The organism is Paenarthrobacter sp. NPDC091669, from assembly GCF_044756725.1.
GTDB classification, from domain to species: Bacteria; Actinomycetota; Actinomycetes; order Actinomycetales; family Micrococcaceae; genus Arthrobacter; species Arthrobacter bambusae_C.
On the sequence record NZ_JBIVTK010000004.1, the window covers coordinates 55,583 to 73,900 of the forward strand.

At 62.4% G+C, this 18,318-nt stretch carries 17 protein-coding genes; 14 read left to right on the forward strand and 3 right to left on the reverse strand.

The window, feature by feature from the left end; genetic code table 11:
* The first annotated feature begins 26 nt into the window (after positions 1-26).
* The 14 genes from ACIQLI_RS07905 (at position 27) to ACIQLI_RS07970 (ending at position 15,049) form a co-directional block, all read left to right on the forward strand.
* Complete coding sequence (locus ACIQLI_RS07905) at positions 27-407, forward strand: GntR family transcriptional regulator (protein ID WP_400386912.1); 381 nt, start codon at positions 27-29, stop codon at positions 405-407.
* 65 nt (positions 408-472) lie between these two features.
* Positions 473-3,400, forward strand: coding sequence for an excinuclease ABC subunit UvrA (gene uvrA / locus ACIQLI_RS07910; protein ID WP_400386915.1), 2,928 nt, complete (start codon positions 473-475; stop codon positions 3,398-3,400).
* A gap of 68 nt (positions 3,401-3,468) precedes the next feature.
* A complete protein-coding gene (locus ACIQLI_RS07915; protein ID WP_400386917.1) occupies positions 3,469-4,185 on the forward strand; it encodes an HAD hydrolase-like protein in 717 nt (238 codons plus the stop codon).
* Positions 4,172-4,840, forward strand: a complete 669-nt coding sequence (locus tag ACIQLI_RS07920; RefSeq protein WP_400386919.1) for a lysophospholipid acyltransferase family protein — start codon at positions 4,172-4,174, stop codon at positions 4,838-4,840. Before ACIQLI_RS07915 ends, ACIQLI_RS07920 begins: the two co-directional genes overlap by 14 nt.
* A gap of 61 nt (positions 4,841-4,901) precedes the next feature.
* Entirely contained in the window at positions 4,902-6,917 is a 2,016-nt protein-coding gene (gene uvrC, locus ACIQLI_RS07925) for an excinuclease ABC subunit UvrC (RefSeq protein WP_400386922.1), read from the forward strand.
* A gap of 129 nt (positions 6,918-7,046) precedes the next feature.
* Complete coding sequence (gene rapZ, locus ACIQLI_RS07930; RefSeq protein ID WP_089595052.1) at positions 7,047-7,970, forward strand: RNase adapter RapZ; 924 nt, start codon at positions 7,047-7,049, stop codon at positions 7,968-7,970.
* A complete protein-coding gene (yvcK, locus tag ACIQLI_RS07935) occupies positions 7,970-8,986 on the forward strand; it encodes a uridine diphosphate-N-acetylglucosamine-binding protein YvcK (RefSeq protein WP_400386924.1) in 1,017 nt (338 codons plus the stop codon). Before rapZ ends, yvcK begins: the two co-directional genes overlap by 1 nt.
* A 9-nt stretch (positions 8,987-8,995) precedes the next feature.
* Positions 8,996-9,976, forward strand: coding sequence for a DNA-binding protein WhiA (whiA, locus tag ACIQLI_RS07940; protein WP_018777554.1), 981 nt, complete (start codon positions 8,996-8,998; stop codon positions 9,974-9,976).
* A gap of 175 nt (positions 9,977-10,151) precedes the next feature.
* Positions 10,152-10,775: a superoxide dismutase gene (locus ACIQLI_RS07945; RefSeq protein ID WP_089595054.1), complete on the forward strand. Its 624-nt coding sequence runs from the start codon at positions 10,152-10,154 to the stop codon at positions 10,773-10,775.
* A gap of 271 nt (positions 10,776-11,046) precedes the next feature.
* Positions 11,047-12,057 (forward strand): type I glyceraldehyde-3-phosphate dehydrogenase, encoded by a 1,011-nt coding sequence (gene gap, locus ACIQLI_RS07950; protein WP_089595055.1) that lies wholly within the window; start codon positions 11,047-11,049, stop codon positions 12,055-12,057.
* A 9-nt stretch (positions 12,058-12,066) separates the two neighbouring features.
* Positions 12,067-13,293, forward strand: coding sequence for a phosphoglycerate kinase (locus ACIQLI_RS07955; RefSeq protein WP_400386927.1), 1,227 nt, complete (start codon positions 12,067-12,069; stop codon positions 13,291-13,293).
* Between the two features lie 74 nt (positions 13,294-13,367).
* On the forward strand, positions 13,368-14,183 hold the full coding sequence (tpiA, locus tag ACIQLI_RS07960; RefSeq protein ID WP_400386929.1) for a triose-phosphate isomerase: 816 nt from the start codon (positions 13,368-13,370) through the stop codon (positions 14,181-14,183).
* A gap of 36 nt (positions 14,184-14,219) precedes the next feature.
* Positions 14,220-14,477, forward strand: coding sequence for a preprotein translocase subunit SecG (secG, locus tag ACIQLI_RS07965; protein ID WP_024821019.1), 258 nt, complete (start codon positions 14,220-14,222; stop codon positions 14,475-14,477).
* Between the two features lie 176 nt (positions 14,478-14,653).
* A complete protein-coding gene (locus ACIQLI_RS07970; protein ID WP_400386933.1) occupies positions 14,654-15,049 on the forward strand; it encodes an RNA polymerase-binding protein RbpA in 396 nt (131 codons plus the stop codon).
* Here the strand turns inward: ACIQLI_RS07970 and pgl are convergent.
* The 3 genes from pgl to zwf are packed head-to-tail and all read right to left on the reverse strand — an operon-like array spanning position 15,002 to position 18,304.
* Positions 15,002-15,820, reverse strand: a complete 819-nt coding sequence (gene pgl, locus ACIQLI_RS07975) for a 6-phosphogluconolactonase (RefSeq protein ID WP_400386936.1) — start codon at positions 15,818-15,820, stop codon at positions 15,002-15,004. The two genes, ACIQLI_RS07970 and pgl, sit on opposite strands and share 48 nt — an antisense overlap.
* Positions 15,810-16,751: a glucose-6-phosphate dehydrogenase assembly protein OpcA gene (locus ACIQLI_RS07980; RefSeq protein WP_024821021.1), complete on the reverse strand. Its 942-nt coding sequence runs from the start codon at positions 16,749-16,751 to the stop codon at positions 15,810-15,812. The genes pgl and ACIQLI_RS07980 overlap by 11 nt, the downstream gene beginning before the upstream one ends.
* A complete protein-coding gene (zwf, locus tag ACIQLI_RS07985; protein ID WP_400386939.1) occupies positions 16,748-18,304 on the reverse strand; it encodes a glucose-6-phosphate dehydrogenase in 1,557 nt (518 codons plus the stop codon). The genes ACIQLI_RS07980 and zwf overlap by 4 nt, the downstream gene beginning before the upstream one ends.
* Between the last annotated feature and the right edge of the window lie 14 nt (positions 18,305-18,318).

Here is an 18,318-nt window from a genome sequence, read left to right on the forward strand (position 1 = left end):
ATTCCGGCACGCGGTCGGAGGTCCTCGTGACTCCCTCAGGCGATTTCCCGGGGAATTGGCGACCCAACACCACCAGCGCCGTCGCCCTCTTTGAACAGTTGAGGTTGCGGATCATCGAGCTCGCTGACTCGGGAGTCCTGGCGGTGGGAGCAAAACTGCCACCAGTGCGCAATCTTGCCGGCGTGCTGGATGTCGCACCACACACCGTCGCCCGGGCTTATAAAGAACTGGAAGCTGCGGGCGTCGTGGCAACCCGCGGTCGGAATGGCACCGTGGTCTGTGCCCGGGACGATCGTTGGGGAGCGCTGGCCGAAGTGGCCGGGCAGTATGCGTCCGCGGCGAAGGCACAGGGTGCTTCTTTCGCTGAGGCAGTCCAGCTTCTCGCCGCAGCGTATGACGCGGATTGATACCGATCGGTAGCATGTGAGGCACGACATGGAAATTCGAAGAAGTTTTCGATTAGCATTGGTAAGTGCCCAAAGCCTTAGCTGAAGATACCGCCATCGAATCCCCGAACAGTATCCCTGTGGTTCCTGACACCAAACCCGCGAGGCCAGACCTTTCGCGGCTGGTGGTCAAGGGTGCCCGGGAACATAACCTGCGCAACGTGGACGTCGACCTTCCGCGCGATGCGATGATCGTGTTTACGGGACTCTCGGGTTCCGGTAAGTCGTCGTTGGCTTTCGACACCATCTTCGCCGAAGGGCAGCGCCGCTACGTAGAGTCGCTGTCAGCGTACGCGCGACAGTTCCTTGGCCAGGTAGACAAGCCTGATGTCGATTTCATCGAGGGATTGTCGCCAGCGGTCTCCATCGACCAGAAATCCACCAGCAAGAACCCGCGCTCCACCGTGGGAACCATCACTGAGATCTACGACTACATGCGGTTGCTGTGGGCCCGCGTTGGCCGCCCGCACTGCCCTGTCTGTGGCGAACCCATCGCGCGCCAGACACCGCAGCAGATCGTTGACCAGCTTTTGGAGCTTGAGGCGGGCACTCGTTTCCAGGTCCTGGCCCCGGTGGTCCGTGGACGCAAGGGCGAGTTCGTTGACCTGTTCAAGGAACTGACCGCCAAGGGCTATTCCCGTGCACGCGTTGACGGCGAGCTGGTCCAGCTGAGCGATCCTCCCAAGCTGGGGAAGCAGTTCAAGCACACCATCGAAGTGGTGGTTGACCGCTTGGTGGTCAAGGAAGATATCAGCCAGCGGCTCACGGATTCCGTGGAGACCGCCCTGGGCCTGGCGGAGGGCCGAGTCCTGGTGGAGTTCGTGGATCTTGACGCCGCGGATCCCGGTCGCATCCGGGCTTTCTCCGAGAATCTTGCCTGCCCCAACGAGCACCCTTTGGCGATCGATGAAATTGAGCCACGCTCGTTCTCCTTCAACAACCCCTTTGGTGCCTGCTCAGCCTGCAGCGGCATCGGAACCAAGCTTGAAGTGGACGAGGAACTCATCGTCCCCAATCCTGAGCTCTCCTTGGGCGAAGGCGCCATTGCCCCGTGGTCCTTGGGAACGGCGACCACTGAGTACTGGAACCGCCTCCTTGAGGGCCTGGCCCATGAGCTCGGCTTCTCAATGAAGACACCCTGGGAGAAGCTCTCCAAGGCAGTCCGGAACACCGTGCTGCATGGCAAGGACCACAAGGTTGTTGTCCAGTACAAGAACCGTTTCGGCCGTGAACGCAAGTACAGCACGGGCTTTGAAGGCGCCATTCAGTACGTGCACCGGAAGCACGGGGAAACCGATTCCGAGTGGGCCCGTGACCGGTACGAAGAGTACATGCGCCAGATTCCCTGCCCTGAGTGCAATGGTGCGCGCCTTAACCCGGCATCGTTGTCCGTGCTGATCAACGGCAAGTCGATCGCCGCCGTTGCTGCCATGCCGATGCGCGAGTGCGCAGAGTTCCTCGGCAGCCTGACCCTCACCAGCCGGGAGGCGCAAATCGCCAACCAGGTGCTGAAGGAGATCCAGGCCCGCCTGACCTTCCTGCTGGATGTGGGGTTGGAATACCTCAACCTCGAGCGGCCGTCAGGAACCCTGTCCGGTGGAGAGGCCCAGCGCATCCGGCTGGCAACCCAGATCGGTTCCGGCCTGGTGGGCGTCCTGTATGTCCTTGACGAGCCCTCCATTGGCCTCCACCAGCGTGACAACCGGCGACTCATCGAGACCCTGACCCGTCTCCGGGACCTCGGCAACACGCTGATCGTGGTGGAGCATGACGAAGACACCATCCACGAGGCTGACTGGGTGGTGGACATCGGACCAGGCGCCGGTGAGCACGGCGGCCAGGTGGTGCATTCAGGCACCTACAAGGAGCTGCTGGAGAACACGGATTCCCTGACGGGCGACTACCTGTCAGGACGCCGGAAGATCGATATTCCCACCAAACGCCGTAAATACGACAAAAAGCGTGAGCTCAAGGTTGTTGGTGCCCGTGAGAACAACCTCAACAATGTCGATGCCACGTTCCCGCTGGGGCTCTTTACTGCGGTGACCGGCGTCAGCGGTTCCGGCAAGTCCACGTTGGTCAACGAGATCCTCTACAAGGTCCTCGCCAATAAGCTCAACGGCGCCAAGCAAGTGGCAGGACGCCACCGGACTGTGGCCGGCCTGGAACACCTGGACAAGGTGGTCCACGTCGATCAAAGCCCCATCGGCCGAACTCCCCGCTCCAACCCCGCGACGTACACCGGGGTGTTCGACAACATCCGCAAGCTCTTCGCCGAAACCACCGAAGCCAAGGTTCGTGGATATCAGCCCGGACGGTTTTCATTCAACGTCAAGGGCGGTCGCTGCGAGGCCTGTTCAGGCGACGGCACCTTGAAGATCGAAATGAACTTCCTGCCGGACGTCTATGTTCCTTGCGAGGTGTGCCATGGTGCCCGGTACAACCGGGAAACCCTTGAAGTCCACTACAAGGGCAAAACCATTGCTGATGTCCTCAACATGCCCATTGAGGAGGGTGCGGAGTTCTTTGCTGCCTTCACCCCGATTGCGCGCCACTTGACTACCCTGGTGGACGTTGGCCTTGGATACGTACGTCTGGGACAGCCGGCAACCACGTTGTCCGGTGGGGAGGCCCAGCGCGTGAAGCTTGCCGCGGAACTGCAGAAGCGTTCCAACGGGCGCAGCATCTATGTCTTGGACGAGCCCACCACGGGCCTGCACTTCGAGGACATCCGAAAGCTCCTTATGGTGCTTCAAGGCTTGGTGGACAAAGGCAATACGGTCATCACCATTGAGCACAACCTCGACGTCATCAAGTCCGCCGACTGGATTGTGGATCTGGGCCCCAATGGTGGCTCGGGTGGCGGAAAGATCGTTGCCACGGGAACACCCGAACAGGTGGCAAAATCCACGGACAGCCATACCGCCACCTTCCTGGCCGAGATTCTCGGATAATCGGCAGAAGTATTCCGGTAGCGGCATGCGAGTTTCAGGCATGCCGCTACTCGTGAGAAACTAACCCGGTGACTCAAACAACGGTGCCCGTAATATTCGATCTGGACGGCACCCTTGTCGATCCGGCCGGCGGTATCACGGGAGGAATCTCTGCGGCCCTCCGTGAATTGAACCTTCCCGTTCCTGACCAGGCCGTGCTGAATTCCATGGTGGGTCCCAAGCTCAGCGATTCCCTGCTGCATTTGGCCAATGTCCCCGAAACGCTGGTCAATGAAACCATTGAGCGCTACCGGCGCCATTACAAGAAAACGGGTATCGGGCAGAGCAAGCTTTACCCCGGGATCCTCGAACTTCTTGAGTACTTTGCTGAATCCGGCCGTGCTGCAGCAGTTGCTACGCAGAAGCCGCAGTCCATTGCGAGGCTTGTTCTCGAGCACCATGGACTTGCCGATTTCTTCGTCTCCATTCGCGGGGCGGCGGACAACGAGTCGTTGGAAGCGAATACGGCATCCGGCAAAGTCGAAATTGTGGGGGCAGCCTTGGCTGACCTTCATTCACAGCCGGCAGTGATGGTGGGGGACAGGCACCAGGACGTTGCAGGGGCCATGGCAAACGGCCTGGATTGCATCGGGGTGGCTTGGGGATTCGCCCCGGACGGAGAACTCGAAGAAGCCGGCGCCGTGGCCGTAGTGCACACCGCAGCCGAGTTGCGGATCAAAATTGAAGAACTTGACGCTGTCCGTGCGGCAGCCCTGAGCGAGGTACAAAACGATGGCAGTCTTTGATGCGATCCGGTGGACTACCCGTGGACTGATTTCCTCCACGTGCCGGCCTACTGTCATTGGTTTGGAGAACGTTCCCAAAGAGGGACCCTTCATCGTGGCGCCCAACCACCTTTCCTTCCTTGACAGCGTGATCGTCCAGGCCCTGATGCCGCGTCCGGTCGCCTTCTTCGCCAAGGCCGAGTACTTCACCACCAAGGGCGTCAAGGGCGCCTTCATGAAGTCCTTCTTCGAAGCTGTGGGCTCCATTCCGGTGGAGCGCGGTGAGCAGGCTGCCAGCGTGCAGGCGCTCAAGACCTTGCTGGACATCCTCGAATCAGGCAAGGGCATCGGCATCTACCCCGAGGGCACCAGATCCCGCGATGGCATCCTTTACCGCGGACGCACGGGCGTGGGATGGCTCGCCCTGACCACAGGCGCGCCTGTCATTCCCGTGGGCCTGATCGGAACCGAAAAGCTGCAGCCTGCGGACAAGAACGCAGTAAGGCCACAGCACTTCACCATGAAGGTGGGTGAGCCGCTCTATTTCGAGAAGACCGGGCCGGACCACTCGCTTCCGGCGCGGCGTGAAGTCACCGATAGAATCATGGACGCCATCGCCGTGCTCAGCGGCCAGGAACGCTCTACAAGCTACAACCAGAGCAAATCCGTCGACTAGCAGCTGATGCCGCCGCGATGGCGTGGCTTTGGCTGTCGTTCCGGTTCACTAGACTGGAAACGTGGCAGATCCAGCAAGTTACCGGCCCCAAACAGGTGAGATTCCCACCACCCCGGGCGTCTATCGATTCCGTGACCCCCATGGCCGGGTCATCTACGTGGGCAAGGCAAAGAACCTCAGGTCCAGGCTCAATTCCTACTTCGCCAATCCGGCAGGGCTGCTTCCCAAGACCCACGCGATGGTGCATGCGGCCAGCAGCGTCGAGTGGACCGTGGTGGGCAGTGAGCTGGAGTCGTTGCAGCTGGAATACACGTGGATCAAAGAATTCAAGCCGCGCTTCAATGTAGTTTTCCGCGACGACAAAACTTACCCCTATCTTGCCGTCACCATGGGGGAGAAGTACCCCCGGGTGCAGGTCATGCGGGGCGAGCGCCGGAAGGGCACCAGGTACTTCGGCCCCTACACCGCGGGTGCCATTCGCGAAACGATGGATACCCTGCTGAGGGTTTTCCCGGTCCGCAGCTGCAGCACCGGCGTCTTCAAGCGCGCCGAATCCAGCGGGCGTCCTTGCCTGCTCGGCTATATCGACAAATGTTCGGCCCCCTGCGTCGGCCGCGTGAGTCCGGATGAACACCGCAATCTGGCCGAGGATTTCTGCTCCTTCATGGGCGGCGAAGCGAAACGCTTCATAGGCCGCTTGGAAAAGGAGATGGCAGCAGCCGTCGCCGAACTCGACTATGAGCGGGCTGCCGGGCTCAGGGACGACATCATCGCGCTGCGGAAAGTCTTTGAGCGAAACGCCGTGGTCCTCGCCGAAGATACCGACGCTGACGTTTTCGCCCTCCACGACGACGAACTGGAGGCTTCCGTGCAGGTCTTCCACGTCCGCGGCGGCCGGGTCCGCGGACAGCGCGGCTGGGTTGTGGAGAAGGTCGAAGACGCTACAACCCCTGAATTGATCGAACATTTGCTGCAGCAGGTCTACGGAGAGGACAGCGAAGTCCAGGGCCGGATTCCCCGGGAAGTCCTGGTGCCGGAAGCGCCCAGCAACCATGCCGAACTCACTGAGTGGCTGGGCGGGCTGCGTGGTGCCAAGGTGGACATCCGCGTGCCCCAGCGTGGTGACAAGGCCGCCCTGATGTCCACGGTGCGCGAGAATGCGGAGCAGGCCCTCAAACTGCACAAGACCCGTAGGGCCGGCGACATCACTGTCCGCTCCGTGGCACTTCAGGAATTGCAGGAGGCCCTGGAAATCCCGGTTCCCTTGCTGCGGATAGAGTGCTTCGATATCTCGCATGTGCAGGGCACCAATGTGGTGGCCTCCATGGTGGTGGTGGAGGACGGTCTGCCCAAGAAGGCGGACTATCGCAAGTTCTCCATCACGGGCGCAGCGGCAGCTGACGACACCGCGGCCATGCACGACGTCCTGACCCGGCGGTTCCGGCATTACCTGACGGACAAGGCCGCCCAGGTCCCCGTGGTATCCGGGGAGATCGTCAACCCGACGCGTGCGGGGGCAAAGAGCACCACTGAAGCCCCGCCGTCGGACCCCGCCATGCCGGCCCCCAAGGCCAAGTTCGCGTACCCGCCCAACCTGGTGGTGGTGGACGGCGGCCAGCCGCAGGTCAACGCTGCCAAGCGTGCGTTGGCGGAGCTTGGCATCGACGACGTCTACGTGGTGGGCCTTGCCAAGCGCCTGGAAGAAGTGTGGCTGCCCGACAGCGACTTCCCGGTCATCCTGCCAAGGACATCGCAGGGACTGTATTTGCTTCAACGGATCCGTGACGAAGCCCACCGCTTCGCCATCACTTTCCATCGGCAGAAGCGTGGAAAGGCCATGACGGTTTCCGTCTTGGACGGGGTGCCGGGCCTTGGTGAAGCCAAGCGCAAGGCCTTGGTGGCGCACTTCGGCTCGCTTAAAAGGATCAAAGCAGCTTCCGTTGAAGAGCTCACTTCTGCCAAAGGCATTGGACCAGCGTTGGCAGCTGCCGTGGTTCAACACCTGGGTTCTACGGACGACCCCGCCGGGGCAGTCCCGGCGATCAACATGACCACCGGCGAAATCCTTGAATCTTAGCTAGGGTTAGAACTTGGCCGATGGCCGCATCAGCGGTCACCGGCGCTTGAACATGTCGAGCGTGCGTTGACCCAACGGAAGCGCATCACAGGCTGTAAACACCACTTCGGACGAAACGGGGAGCAACTCATGGATGAGGCAACGGCAGGGTCCGGAACGGAGCAGGACGGCCTCACGCCCGTCAAGCCCCCGGAGGCGGAACTGCTGGTAGTCACCGGCATGTCCGGGGCAGGTCGCAGTACGGCCTCGGATGCCTTGGAAGACCACGGCTGGTATGTGGTGGACAACCTCCCGCCGCAGATGCTGGGAACCCTGGCCGAAATTGTCTCCCATGCTCCCAAATCCATTCCCAAGCTGGCAGTGGTGGTGGATGTCCGCAGCAAGGACCTCTTCACTGACATCCAGACGGCGCTGGGCGCGCTCAGCGCCAGCGGCATTACCTTCCGGGTGCTGTTCCTTGATGCCAATGATGACGTCCTGGTCCGCCGGTTTGAACAAGGACGCCGTCCGCATCCCCTGCAGGGCGGCGGCAGGATCCTCGATGGCATCGGGGTTGAGCGCGAGGTCCTGCGGGAACTGCGGGAGCATGCCGACGTCGTGCTGGACACGTCCGACTTCAATGTCCACGGCCTGGCGACAGCCATCACCGAACTGTTCAGCGACACAGGCCCGGTGACCCTGCGCCTGAACGTCATGAGCTTTGGATTCAAGTACGGCCTCCCCGTGGATGCCAACTTCGTGGCCGATGCCCGCTTCATTCCCAACCCGCATTGGGTTCCCAAACTTCGCCCGCACACAGGGCTGGATGAGGACGTCAGCAATTACGTGCTCGCTGCCGATGGCGTGCACGAGTTCGTGGACAGGTACGTCCGGGCCCTGGAGCCGGTCCTGGATGGCTACCGCCAGGAGAACAAGCACTACGCCACCCTGGCTGTTGGCTGTACCGGAGGCAAGCACCGTTCGGTGGCGGTCGCCGTCGAACTTTCCAAGCGTTTGGCGCAGTATCCCCGCGTCACCGTCACCACCACCCACCGAGACCTGGGACGCGAGTAGTGGGCGTCCTCACGGGCCCGCTGCCCCTGATTCCGCCCAAAGGCGTTCCCGGCAGCCAGCAGAAGAAAAGTCCGTCAGTGGTTGCCCTGGGTGGCGGTCACGGACTGGCGGCGTCGCTGTCGGCACTGCGCTTGCTCACCTCCGAGCTGACGGCAATCGTCACGGTGGCGGACGACGGCGGCTCGTCGGGGCGTCTCCGCGAGGAGTACGGCGTCCTTCCGCCCGGGGACCTGCGCATGGCGCTCAGCGCCCTGTGCGACGATACCGACTGGGGCCGGACCTGGCGGGACGTGATGCAGCACCGTTTCAATGCCGGGACCGCCAAAGGCGGCTCATTGGACCATCACGCCATGGGCAATCTGCTGATCGTGACCCTTTGGGAGCTCTTGGGAGACACTGTTGCCGGCCTGAAGTGGGCCGGCGCCCTGCTGGGAGCCAGGGGCCAGGTTCTGCCCATGTCCAGCGTTCCCCTCACCATTGAGGGCCAGGCCCACCTTGATCTTCCGGGGGGCGGCAAGGAACTGCGCACGGTCCGGGGCCAGGCCAAATGCGCTGTGGCGGGCAAGCTTGAAGACGTCAGGCTGTTGCCAGAGGATGCTCCGGCCTGCACAGAAGCCCTGACGGCCATCGAACTGGCAGACTGGGTCATTCTTGGACCAGGCTCCTGGTACACCTCGGTCCTTCCGCATCTACTGCTGCCTGAGCTTCGCCAAGCCCTGGGCGACACCGCTGCGAAGCGCTGCCTCACCATGAACCTTGACGTCGAAACCAAGGAAACCTCAGGCATGACAGCCGCGGACCATCTGGACGTCCTGCGCCGTTATGCACCTGAGTTCAGCGTCGATGTGGTCCTTGCGGATCCTGCTGCCATCCAGGACCTCAAAGCCTTCGAGAAGGCCGCGGGGATGATCGGGGCCGAGGTGGTGTTGGGTAGAGTAGGGGCGTCGAGGCGCCGCCCCGTCCATGATCCACTGCTGCTGGCAGCGGCGTACCACGATATTTTCGGGAACAGTTAGGAATACGCGATGGCACTTACTGCGTCGGTCAAGGACGAACTGTCCCGGCTGGACATCAAAAAATCTTCAGTCCGCAAGGCTGAAGTCTCGGCAATGCTGCGCTTCGCGGGCGGCCTGCACATCATTTCGGGCAGGATCGTCATCGAAGCTGAAGTCGACCTCGCATCCACGGCCCGCCGCCTCCGGGCCGCGATCGCGGAAGTGTACGGCCATCAGAGCGAAATCATCGTCGTTTCCGGAGGAGGCCTTCGCCGGGGGAGCCGCTACGTTGTCCGCGTGGTCCGGGACGGCGAGGCACTCGCCCGCCAGACGGGCCTGCTGGATGGACGCGGGCGCCCGGTACGTGGGCTGCCCTCGGTGGTGGTCAACGGCTCGGCTGCAGACGCCGAAGCTGTCTGGCGGGGAGCGTTCCTCGCCCACGGTTCGCTCACCGAACCGGGACGTTCTTCATCCCTGGAAGTTACTTGCCCCGGCCCCGAATCGGCGCTGGCGCTCGTTGGAGCTGCCCGGCGGCTCGGCATCCAGGCCAAGGCGCGTGAAGTGCGCGGAGTGGACCGCGTGGTCATCCGTGACGGAGACACCATTGCTGCCCTCCTGACCCGGATGGGAGCCCATGACGCCCTGATGGTTTGGGAAGAGCGGCGCATGCGCAAGGAAGTCCGGGCTACAGCCAACAGGCTTGCCAACTTTGATGACGCCAACCTGCGCCGTTCCGCCCAAGCAGCAGTGGCGGCCGGTGCCAGGGTGGACCGTGCCCTGGAAATTTTGGGAGACGACGTCCCGGACCACCTCAAGTATGCGGGGGAGCTCCGTGTTGCCCACAAGCAGGCCAGCCTGGATGAACTTGGACGCCTTGCGGATCCGCCCATGACCAAGGACGCCATTGCGGGTCGCATCCGCCGCCTTCTCGCCATGGCGGATAAACGTGCCCTTGACCTGGGTATCCCGGGTACTGAGGCAAATGTGACTCCGGAAATGATGGACGAGTAGTCCGCACCCATAGAATCGAAAATGCGTGGAGGAAATACTGCGAGGCCACCCGGGGTTGTTCCCGGTGGAGGCAAGAGCCAAGCTTCTTCGCCAAGGATTTCCGGCCGGCATGCTGGCCGGATGACATAACGAGAGTTACCAACCCGGACGTCAGTCCATTACATTGGAGGATTTCGTGACAGAGTACGTTCTGCCCGAGCTCGGCTACGACTACGCAGCACTCGAGCCGCACATTTCGGCAAAGATCATGGAGCTGCACCACAGCAAGCACCATGCTGCTTACGTTGCAGGCGCCAACAATGCCCTCTCCCAGCTGGCCGATGCCCGCGAGAAGGGCGACTACGCCAACATCAACCGCCTCTCCAAGGACCTCGCGTTCCACACCGGCGGACACATCAACCACTCCGTTTTCTGGAACAACATCTCCCCGGACGGCGGCGACAAGCCCGAGGGTGAGCTCGCAGCAGCCATCGACGACGCCTTTGGTTCGTTCGACGCCTTCCGTGCACAGTTCAGTGCCGCCGCACTGGGTCTGCAGGGCTCCGGCTGGGCATTCCTGGCGTACGAGCCCATCGGCGGCAACCTGCTCATCGAGCAGCTTTACGATCAGCAGGGCAACGTTGCAGTAGGCACCACGCCGCTGCTGATGCTGGACATGTGGGAGCACGCCTTCTACCTGGACTACGTCAACGTCAAGGCCGACTACGTCAAGGCCTTCTGGAACATCGTCAACTGGGCAGACGTTGCCAAGCGCTTCGAAGCCGCGCGCGCCAACGCCACGGGCCTCATCGTCCTCTAGTTGGTGAGCCCCGGTTCACGCAGATGTAACAAAAGTCACTTTTTGCGTGAATTGGGGCCAAATGCTGGAAAGCCTGCCTCCGCAGTTGCGGGGGCAGGCTTAGTTAAACGTAAGATGGATCACGGAAGGCGGTTAGCCTTCAGCAACGTGGCTGGTCGCCCTCCGATCTGATAATCACCTCTGCCCAAAGACGTGCGGGGTCTGTTGGTTGGAATTAATAAATCCGACTCACTAGGCGTGCTTGCAAGAGCACCAAGGAGATTGACACATAGTGACCACCCGTATTGGTATCAACGGCTTCGGCCGCATCGGCCGTAACTACTTCCGCGCAGCACTGGCCCAGGGCGCTGACCTGGAGATCGTCGCAGTCAACGACCTCACCAGCCCCGAGACCCTCGCCCACCTCCTGAAGTACGACTCCGTCGGTGGACGCCTCGCCCAGACCGTGGAAGTTGTCGATGGAAACCTGGTAGTCGATGGCAAGTCCATCAAGGTCCTGGCTGAGCGCGATCCCGCCAACCTTCCGTGGGGCGAATTGGGCGTTGACATCGTCATTGAGTCCACCGGCTTCTTCACCAAGGCCGCAGCAGCCCAGAAGCATATTGATGCCGGCGCTAAGAAGGTCCTGATCTCGGCACCCGCCAGCGACGAAGACATCACCATCGTCATGGGCGTCAACCACGAGCTTTACGATCCCGCAGCGCACAACATCATCTCCAACGCCTCCTGCACCACCAACTGCCTCGGCCCGCTGGCCAAGGTAGTGAACGACGCCTTCGGCATCGAGCGTGGCCTCATGACCACGGTCCACGCCTACACTGCCGACCAGAACCTGCAGGACGGACCGCATGGCGATCTTCGCCGCGCCCGCGCCGCCGCCATCAACATGGTTCCCACCTCCACCGGCGCAGCCAAGGCCATTGGCCTGGTCCTGCCGGAGCTCAAGGGCAAGCTGGACGGCTACGCCATCCGCGTTCCGGTCCCCACGGGTTCCGCTACGGACCTCACTGTCACCGTCTCCCGCGAAGTAACGGTTGAAGAAGTCAACGCAGCCGTCAAGGCTGCCGCTGAGTCCGAGCAGTTCGCCGGCATCCTCAGCTACACGGATGCTCCCATCGTGTCTTCGGACATCGTCGGGGACCCGGCGTCGTCCATCTTCGACTCCGGCCTCACCAAGGTCATCGGCAACCAGGTCAAGGTTGTTTCCTGGTACGACAACGAGTGGGGTTACTCCAACCGCCTCGTAGACCTCACGGAGCTCGTCGCATCCAAGCTGGGCTAGGGTAGACACATGACATCTCACACCCTCAACGAACTCATCGCTGAAGGTGTCCGCGGGCGGTACATTCTGGTCAGAAGTGACCTGAATGTGCCGCTCGACGGCTCTACAGTGACCGACGACGGCCGCATCAAGGCCTCACTTCCGGTCCTCAAGAAGCTCTCGGACGCCGGTGCCCGTGTGCTCGTTACCGCACACCTGGGACGCCCCAAGGGCGCTCCTGAAGACAAGTACTCCCTGAAGCCCGCAGCAGCCCGCCTCGCGGAACTGGCGGACTTCCCGGTACAGCTCGCTGCAGACACGGTGGGGGACTCCGCCAAGGAGCTCTCCTCCGGCCTCAACGACGGTGACGTACTCGTCCTGGAGAACGTTCGCTTCGATGCCCGCGAAACCAGCAAGGACGACGCCCAGCGCGGCGCCTTTGCCGACGAGCTGGTTGCCCTCACGGGAAGCAACGGCGCCTTCGTGGACGATGCCTTCGGCGCTGTCCACCGCAAGCACGCCAGCGTTTATGACGTGGCCACCCGGTTGCCGTCCTACCTGGGCGACCTCGTCCACACCGAGGTAGAGGTTCTCCGGAAGCTCACCACGGACACGCAGCGCCCGTACGTCGTGGTTCTTGGTGGTTCCAAGGTCTCGGACAAGCTGGCCGTGATTGAGAACCTCCTGGGCAAGGCGGACACCATCCTTGTTGGCGGCGGCATGCTCTTCACCTTCCTGGCCGCAGCGGGCCATAAGGTTGCGGGAAGCCTTCTCGAGGAGGACCAGATCACCGTCGTCCAGGACTACCTCCAGCGCGCGTCTGCTGCGGGTACCTCCTTCGTGATCCCCACTGACGTCGTGGTGGCCAGCCGCTTTGCAGCTGATGCAGACCACGAGGTCGTCAGGGCGGACGCCATTGAGGACAGCGCGTTCGGCGCTTCCGGTATTGGCTTGGACATCGGCCCGGAATCCGCTTCCGCGTTCGCCGCCCAGATCGAAGGCGCCAAAACCGTCTTCTGGAACGGGCCCATGGGTGTCTTCGAATTCGAAGCCTTCTCCAGCGGAACGCGGGCCATCGCCCAGGCGCTGACGGATACGGTTGCCTTCACCGTGGTGGGGGGTGGCGATTCCGCCGCAGCCGTTCGGACCCTGGGGTTCGAGGACGCGCAGTTCGGACACATCTCCACTGGCGGTGGCGCAAGCCTGGAATACCTTGAAGGCAAGGAACTTCCCGGCCTGAGCGTCCTGGACCGCTAAGTACCATCCGGCCGGCAGGACGCCATCGCGTTCTGCCGGCCGTTCCATATTTCAACGCATTCTTTGGAGTTCATGTGACTACCTCTGCCAACGGCAACTTTGTCCGCAAGCCCTTCATCGCCGGCAACTGGAAGATGAACATGGACCATGTCCAGGGCATCACCTTGCTGCAGAAGCTCGCTTGGACGCTGTCCGACGCCAAGCACGACTACAACCGTGCCGAGGTCGCTGTCTTCCCGCCGTTCACGGACCTCCGTGGCGTCCAGACGCTGGTCCAAGGTGACGACCTCGAGGTCGTCTACGGTGGCCAGGACCTCTCCCAGTTCGACTCCGGAGCCTACACCGGTGACATCTCGGGTCAGTTCCTCAGCAAGTTGGGCTGCGCCTACGTCCTGGTGGGCCACAGTGAGCGCCGCACCATCCACAACGAATCCGACGACGTCCTGAACGCCAAGGTCAAAGCCGGGTTCCGCCACGGCGTCACCCCTGTCCTCTGCGTCGGCGAAGGCCTTGAGATCCGGCAGGCAGGAACGCATGTTGAGCACACCCTCGCCCAACTGCGCGCCGGTGTTGACGGACTCACTGCTGAGCAGGCTGCGGAACTCGTGGTCGCCTACGAACCCGTCTGGGCCATCGGCACGGGTGAAGTTGCCGGTCCGGAGGATGCACAGGAAATGTGTGCAGCCATCCGCGCCGAACTTGCCGAACTCTTCGACGAAACCGTCGCAGCAAAAACCCGCCTCCTTTATGGCGGGTCCGTCAAGGCCAATAATGCAGCCGCCATCATGGCCGAAAATGACGTTGACGGATTGCTTGTGGGTGGCGCAAGCCTGGACGCCGCTGAGTTTGCTAACATTGTCAGGTTCGAGAGCCACCTCGTCACGGACTAGTCCGGCTCCCGTTTTCCGCTTCTTCGAAAGGCCGTCGTGGACGTTCTTCAAGTCATTCTGCAGATACTGCTGGGAATCACCAGTCTTCTGCTGACGCTGCTCATCCTCCTGCACAAGGGACGTGGCGGCGGTTTGTCCGACATGTTCGGTGGCGGAATGAGCTCCGGATTGAGTTCGTCCGGTGTAGCCGAGCGCAACCTGAATCGCTTCACCATCATTCTCGGTATTACGTGGGGAGCTGTCATCATCGGCCTTGGCCTGATCATGCGCTTCACTTCGGGTGGCGACTCCTAGTCACCACCCCAACGGATCTATGACAAGAGGAGTGGTTCCTGCCAAGGGACCACTCCTTTTATTGTTGGCTACCCAACACCAGTGCCGTCGTCGAGCCCTTCGCATTAGAATGACGGTGTTGGCCGAAAGGCCCACAGGCCGTGACGGCCGACCACCGAGTCGCTAGGGGTTCGAAAATGGTTCATGGCACGCCAGGATATCGGGGCACCCGCGTAGGCGTGGCCCAGGGTTCCACTCCGAGAAACCAAAGCGACCATGGCGAGGGAGTGCAGCTGCCGCGAATCCGGGTTCCCTATTGGTGCGCCAAAGGACACGAAACGCGGCTGGTTTTTCTTAAGCTGCCGGACGATCAAATTCCCAGAAACTGGGACTGCCCCAAGTGCGGGCTTCCGGCCTCACGGGATCCCGGCCATCCGGCCTCGGCCCGGCCGGGGGAGGAGCTCTTCAAATCGCACCTCGATTACGTTAAAGAGAGACGCTCCAGCCAGGACGCTGAAGTTGTCCTGGCTGGAGCGCTGGAGCGGCTACGCGCCCGCGGGGTCCTTCCGGACCAGTTGCTGGGGGACGCGTGACGCTGCGTTCTCGTCGATAAGCCACAGGGTCCGCGCACGGCCTACGGGGCCGGCTGCGGGCACCTGGACCGGGTTGGCACCCGCCAAGGCCAGGCCAACAGCTCCTGCCTTGTCCTCGCCGGCAACAACCATCCAGATCTCCTGGGCGGTGTTGATGGCGGGGAGGGTCAAGGAGATACGCGACGACGGCGGCTTGGGCGAGTTCTCGACCCCCACCACCGTACGTTTCTTCTCACGGACGCCGGCCTGCTCGGGAAAGAGCGACGCCACGTGGGCGTCCGGCCCGACGCCAAGAAGCAGGACATCGAAGCGTGGCAGGATGCCGGGCTCATCCGAGCGGTTATCAGACATATCAGCTGCATGCTCGGCTTCGGCTGCTGCCTTGAGTTCCTCGGCATAGGCAGAGGCGGCTTCGTCAGCTGTGGCGAACTGGTCCGTCGCACCAGGCTCGTGGATCCTGGCAGGATCTACAGCCAGGTGGGCCAGCAGGGCCTGATGCGCTTGACGGGTATTCCTGTCCTCGCTGTCAGCGGCAACGAAGCGTTCATCACCCCACCAAAAGTTAACCTTCGACCAGTCGACGGCCGGTGCTGCAGCCGAATCAGCCACGGCCTTCAGCGTTCCGATACCGACGGTGCCGCCGGTCAGGACCACCGTGGCCTCGCCATGCTTGTCTTGGACATCCACAAGCTTGGTAATGAGGCGTGCCGCGATGGCGGCCATCAACACCTTGGAGTCGGGATGGATGCTAACTCTTGGCTCAGCGTGCACTTGTCTGGACTCTCCTCTGGCTGGTAAGTGGCAGTCCCATCGTAATCACTTCTCCGAAGACTTCGTCGGGGTCGAGCCGTCGGAGTTCTTCGGCGAGGCAATCTTTCAGGCTGCGCCGGGGGAGGGTGATACGCTGTGCCGGCTGCCCGGGCTGGGTCAGCTCCGCCACGGACAGTCCGGGACGGAAGAGCTGGACGTCGCCACTTGCACGGGTCAGCCGGACGCGCCGAATGCCGGTACCTGCGGGGTCCGCCACAATCGTCACGGGCGCCTCCAGTGCCAGGCTCAGCCAGGCGGCAAGCAGCAGGGTGCTGGGGGAGTCCGATGCGCCTTCCACAGCCACAGCTGAGACGGGGTCGCTGTCGACCTGGTCGAAGACGGCGGCGAGTTGCATGCGCCAGTTGGTCAGTCGGGTCCAGGCGAGGTCGGTGTCGCCGGCTTTGTACGTTGCCCGGATGTTCTCCAGTGCCCGGCGGGGGTCGGGTTCATTGGCCGAGTCCGTGATGCGCCGGTGCGCGATCCGGCCGATGGACGTCTCGCAGGCACTCTCCGGGGCTCCGTGCGGCCACCAGGCCACAATCGGGGCATCCGGCAGGAGCAGGGCGGCCACGAGCGATTCGCTCTCGTGGGCCATATGCCCATGCCCGCGAAGGACGATGACCTCGGACGCGCCGGCGTCGCCGCCAACCCGGATCTGCGCGTCAAGACGGTCCGGACCCTCAACGCCGGCATCGGCCAGGACAATGATCCGGCAGGGGTGTTCCCGGCTGGCCTCATTGGCTGCCTCGATGGCTTCTTCTTCCTGCCCGGACTTGGTCACCACCACCAAAGTCAGGACACGGCCCAAGGCGATGACGCCGCCTTGTTCACGCAGCGACATGATCTTCTTGGAGATTTTGGAGGTGGTGGTGTCGGGAAGATCTACAATCATGGCCTTCTCCAGGTTCGTCCGTCGCGGGCGAGCAGGTCATCGGCCGAGGCCGGTCCCCAACTGCCCGGTGCGTAGGGTTGCGGTTGTTCGTCCAGGCCGGCCCAGTATTCCTCGAACGGGTCCAGGATCTTCCAGGACAATTCCACTTCCTGGTGGCGCGGGAAGAGCGGCGGCTCACCCAGGAGTACGTCCAGGATGAGTCGTTCGTAGGCTTCGGGGCTGGACTCCGTGAAGGAGTGACCGTAGCCAAAGTCCATGGTGACGTCGCGGACTTCCATCTGCGTGCCCGGGACCTTGGAACCGAAACGGATGGTGGCGCCTTCGTCGGGCTGGACGCGGATCACTACGGCGTTCTGACCGAAGTCGTCCTCGCCATGGTCACGGAACAACAGGTTCGGTGCGCGCTTGAACACCACGGCAATTTCGGTGACGCGGCGGCCCAGACGCTTACCGGCACGCAGGTAGAACGGCACACCATTCCAACGGCGGGTGTTGATGTCCACCCGGATCGCAGCGAACGTCTCGGTCTTCGAATCCGCAGGGATGCCGTCCTCGTCCAGGTACCCGAGGACTTCCTCACCGCCCTGCCAACCACCGGTGAACTGCCCACGCGCCGAATGGGTGGAGAGGTCATCGGGCAGCTTGACTGCCGCGAGGACCTTTTCCTTCTCCGCCCGCAAATCATCGGCATTGAAGGAAATGGGCTCCTCCATGGCCGTCAACGCCAGAAGCTGGAGCAAGTGGTTCTGGATCACGTCACGGGCAGCGCCCACACCGTCGTAGTAGCCTGCACGGCCGCCGGTGCCAATGTCCTCGGCCATGGTGATCTGGACGTGGTCCACGTAGTTGGCGTTCCAGAGCGGTTCGAACAACTGGTTGGCGAAGCGCAGTGCCAGGATGTTCTGGACCGTCTCCTTGCCGAGGTAGTGATCGATCCTGAACACTGCGTCGGCCGGGAACACCGATTCGACGATGTCGTTCAGCTGACGTGCGGACTCGAGGTCATGCCCAAACGGCTTCTCGATGACCACACGGCGCCACTGGCCCGGCTTGGCCTGCGCCAGTCCGTGCTTGGACAGTTGGCGGCAGACCTGCTCGAACGCCTTGGGCGGGATGGACAGGTAAAAGCCGTGGTTCCCCCGGGTACCGCGGGTCGCATCCAGCTCATCGAGGACATCACCGAGACGCTCAAAAGCGTCGTCGTCGTCGAACTCGCCCTGGACAAAGCGGATGCCGGAAGCAAGCTGTTCCCATACTGCTTCGTCGAACTTGGTTCGCGCGTGGGCCTTGACGTTTTCCTTGACCTCGGCCGCGAAGTCGGCGTTGTCCCAGTCACGGCGGCCGAAACCAACCAGCGCGAAGCTGGGAGGCAACAGGCCACGGTTGGCGAGGTCATAGACCGCCGGCATGAGTTTCTTACGGGCGAGGTCGCCGGTGACTCCGAAGAACACCAACGACGACGGCCCGGCAATGCGGTTCAGGCGCCGGTCGCGCGGATCCCGCAAAGGATTCCGCAGACCGGCGGTTTTCCTGCCGTTTTCAGTTTCTGGCATGTTTGGTTCTGTGC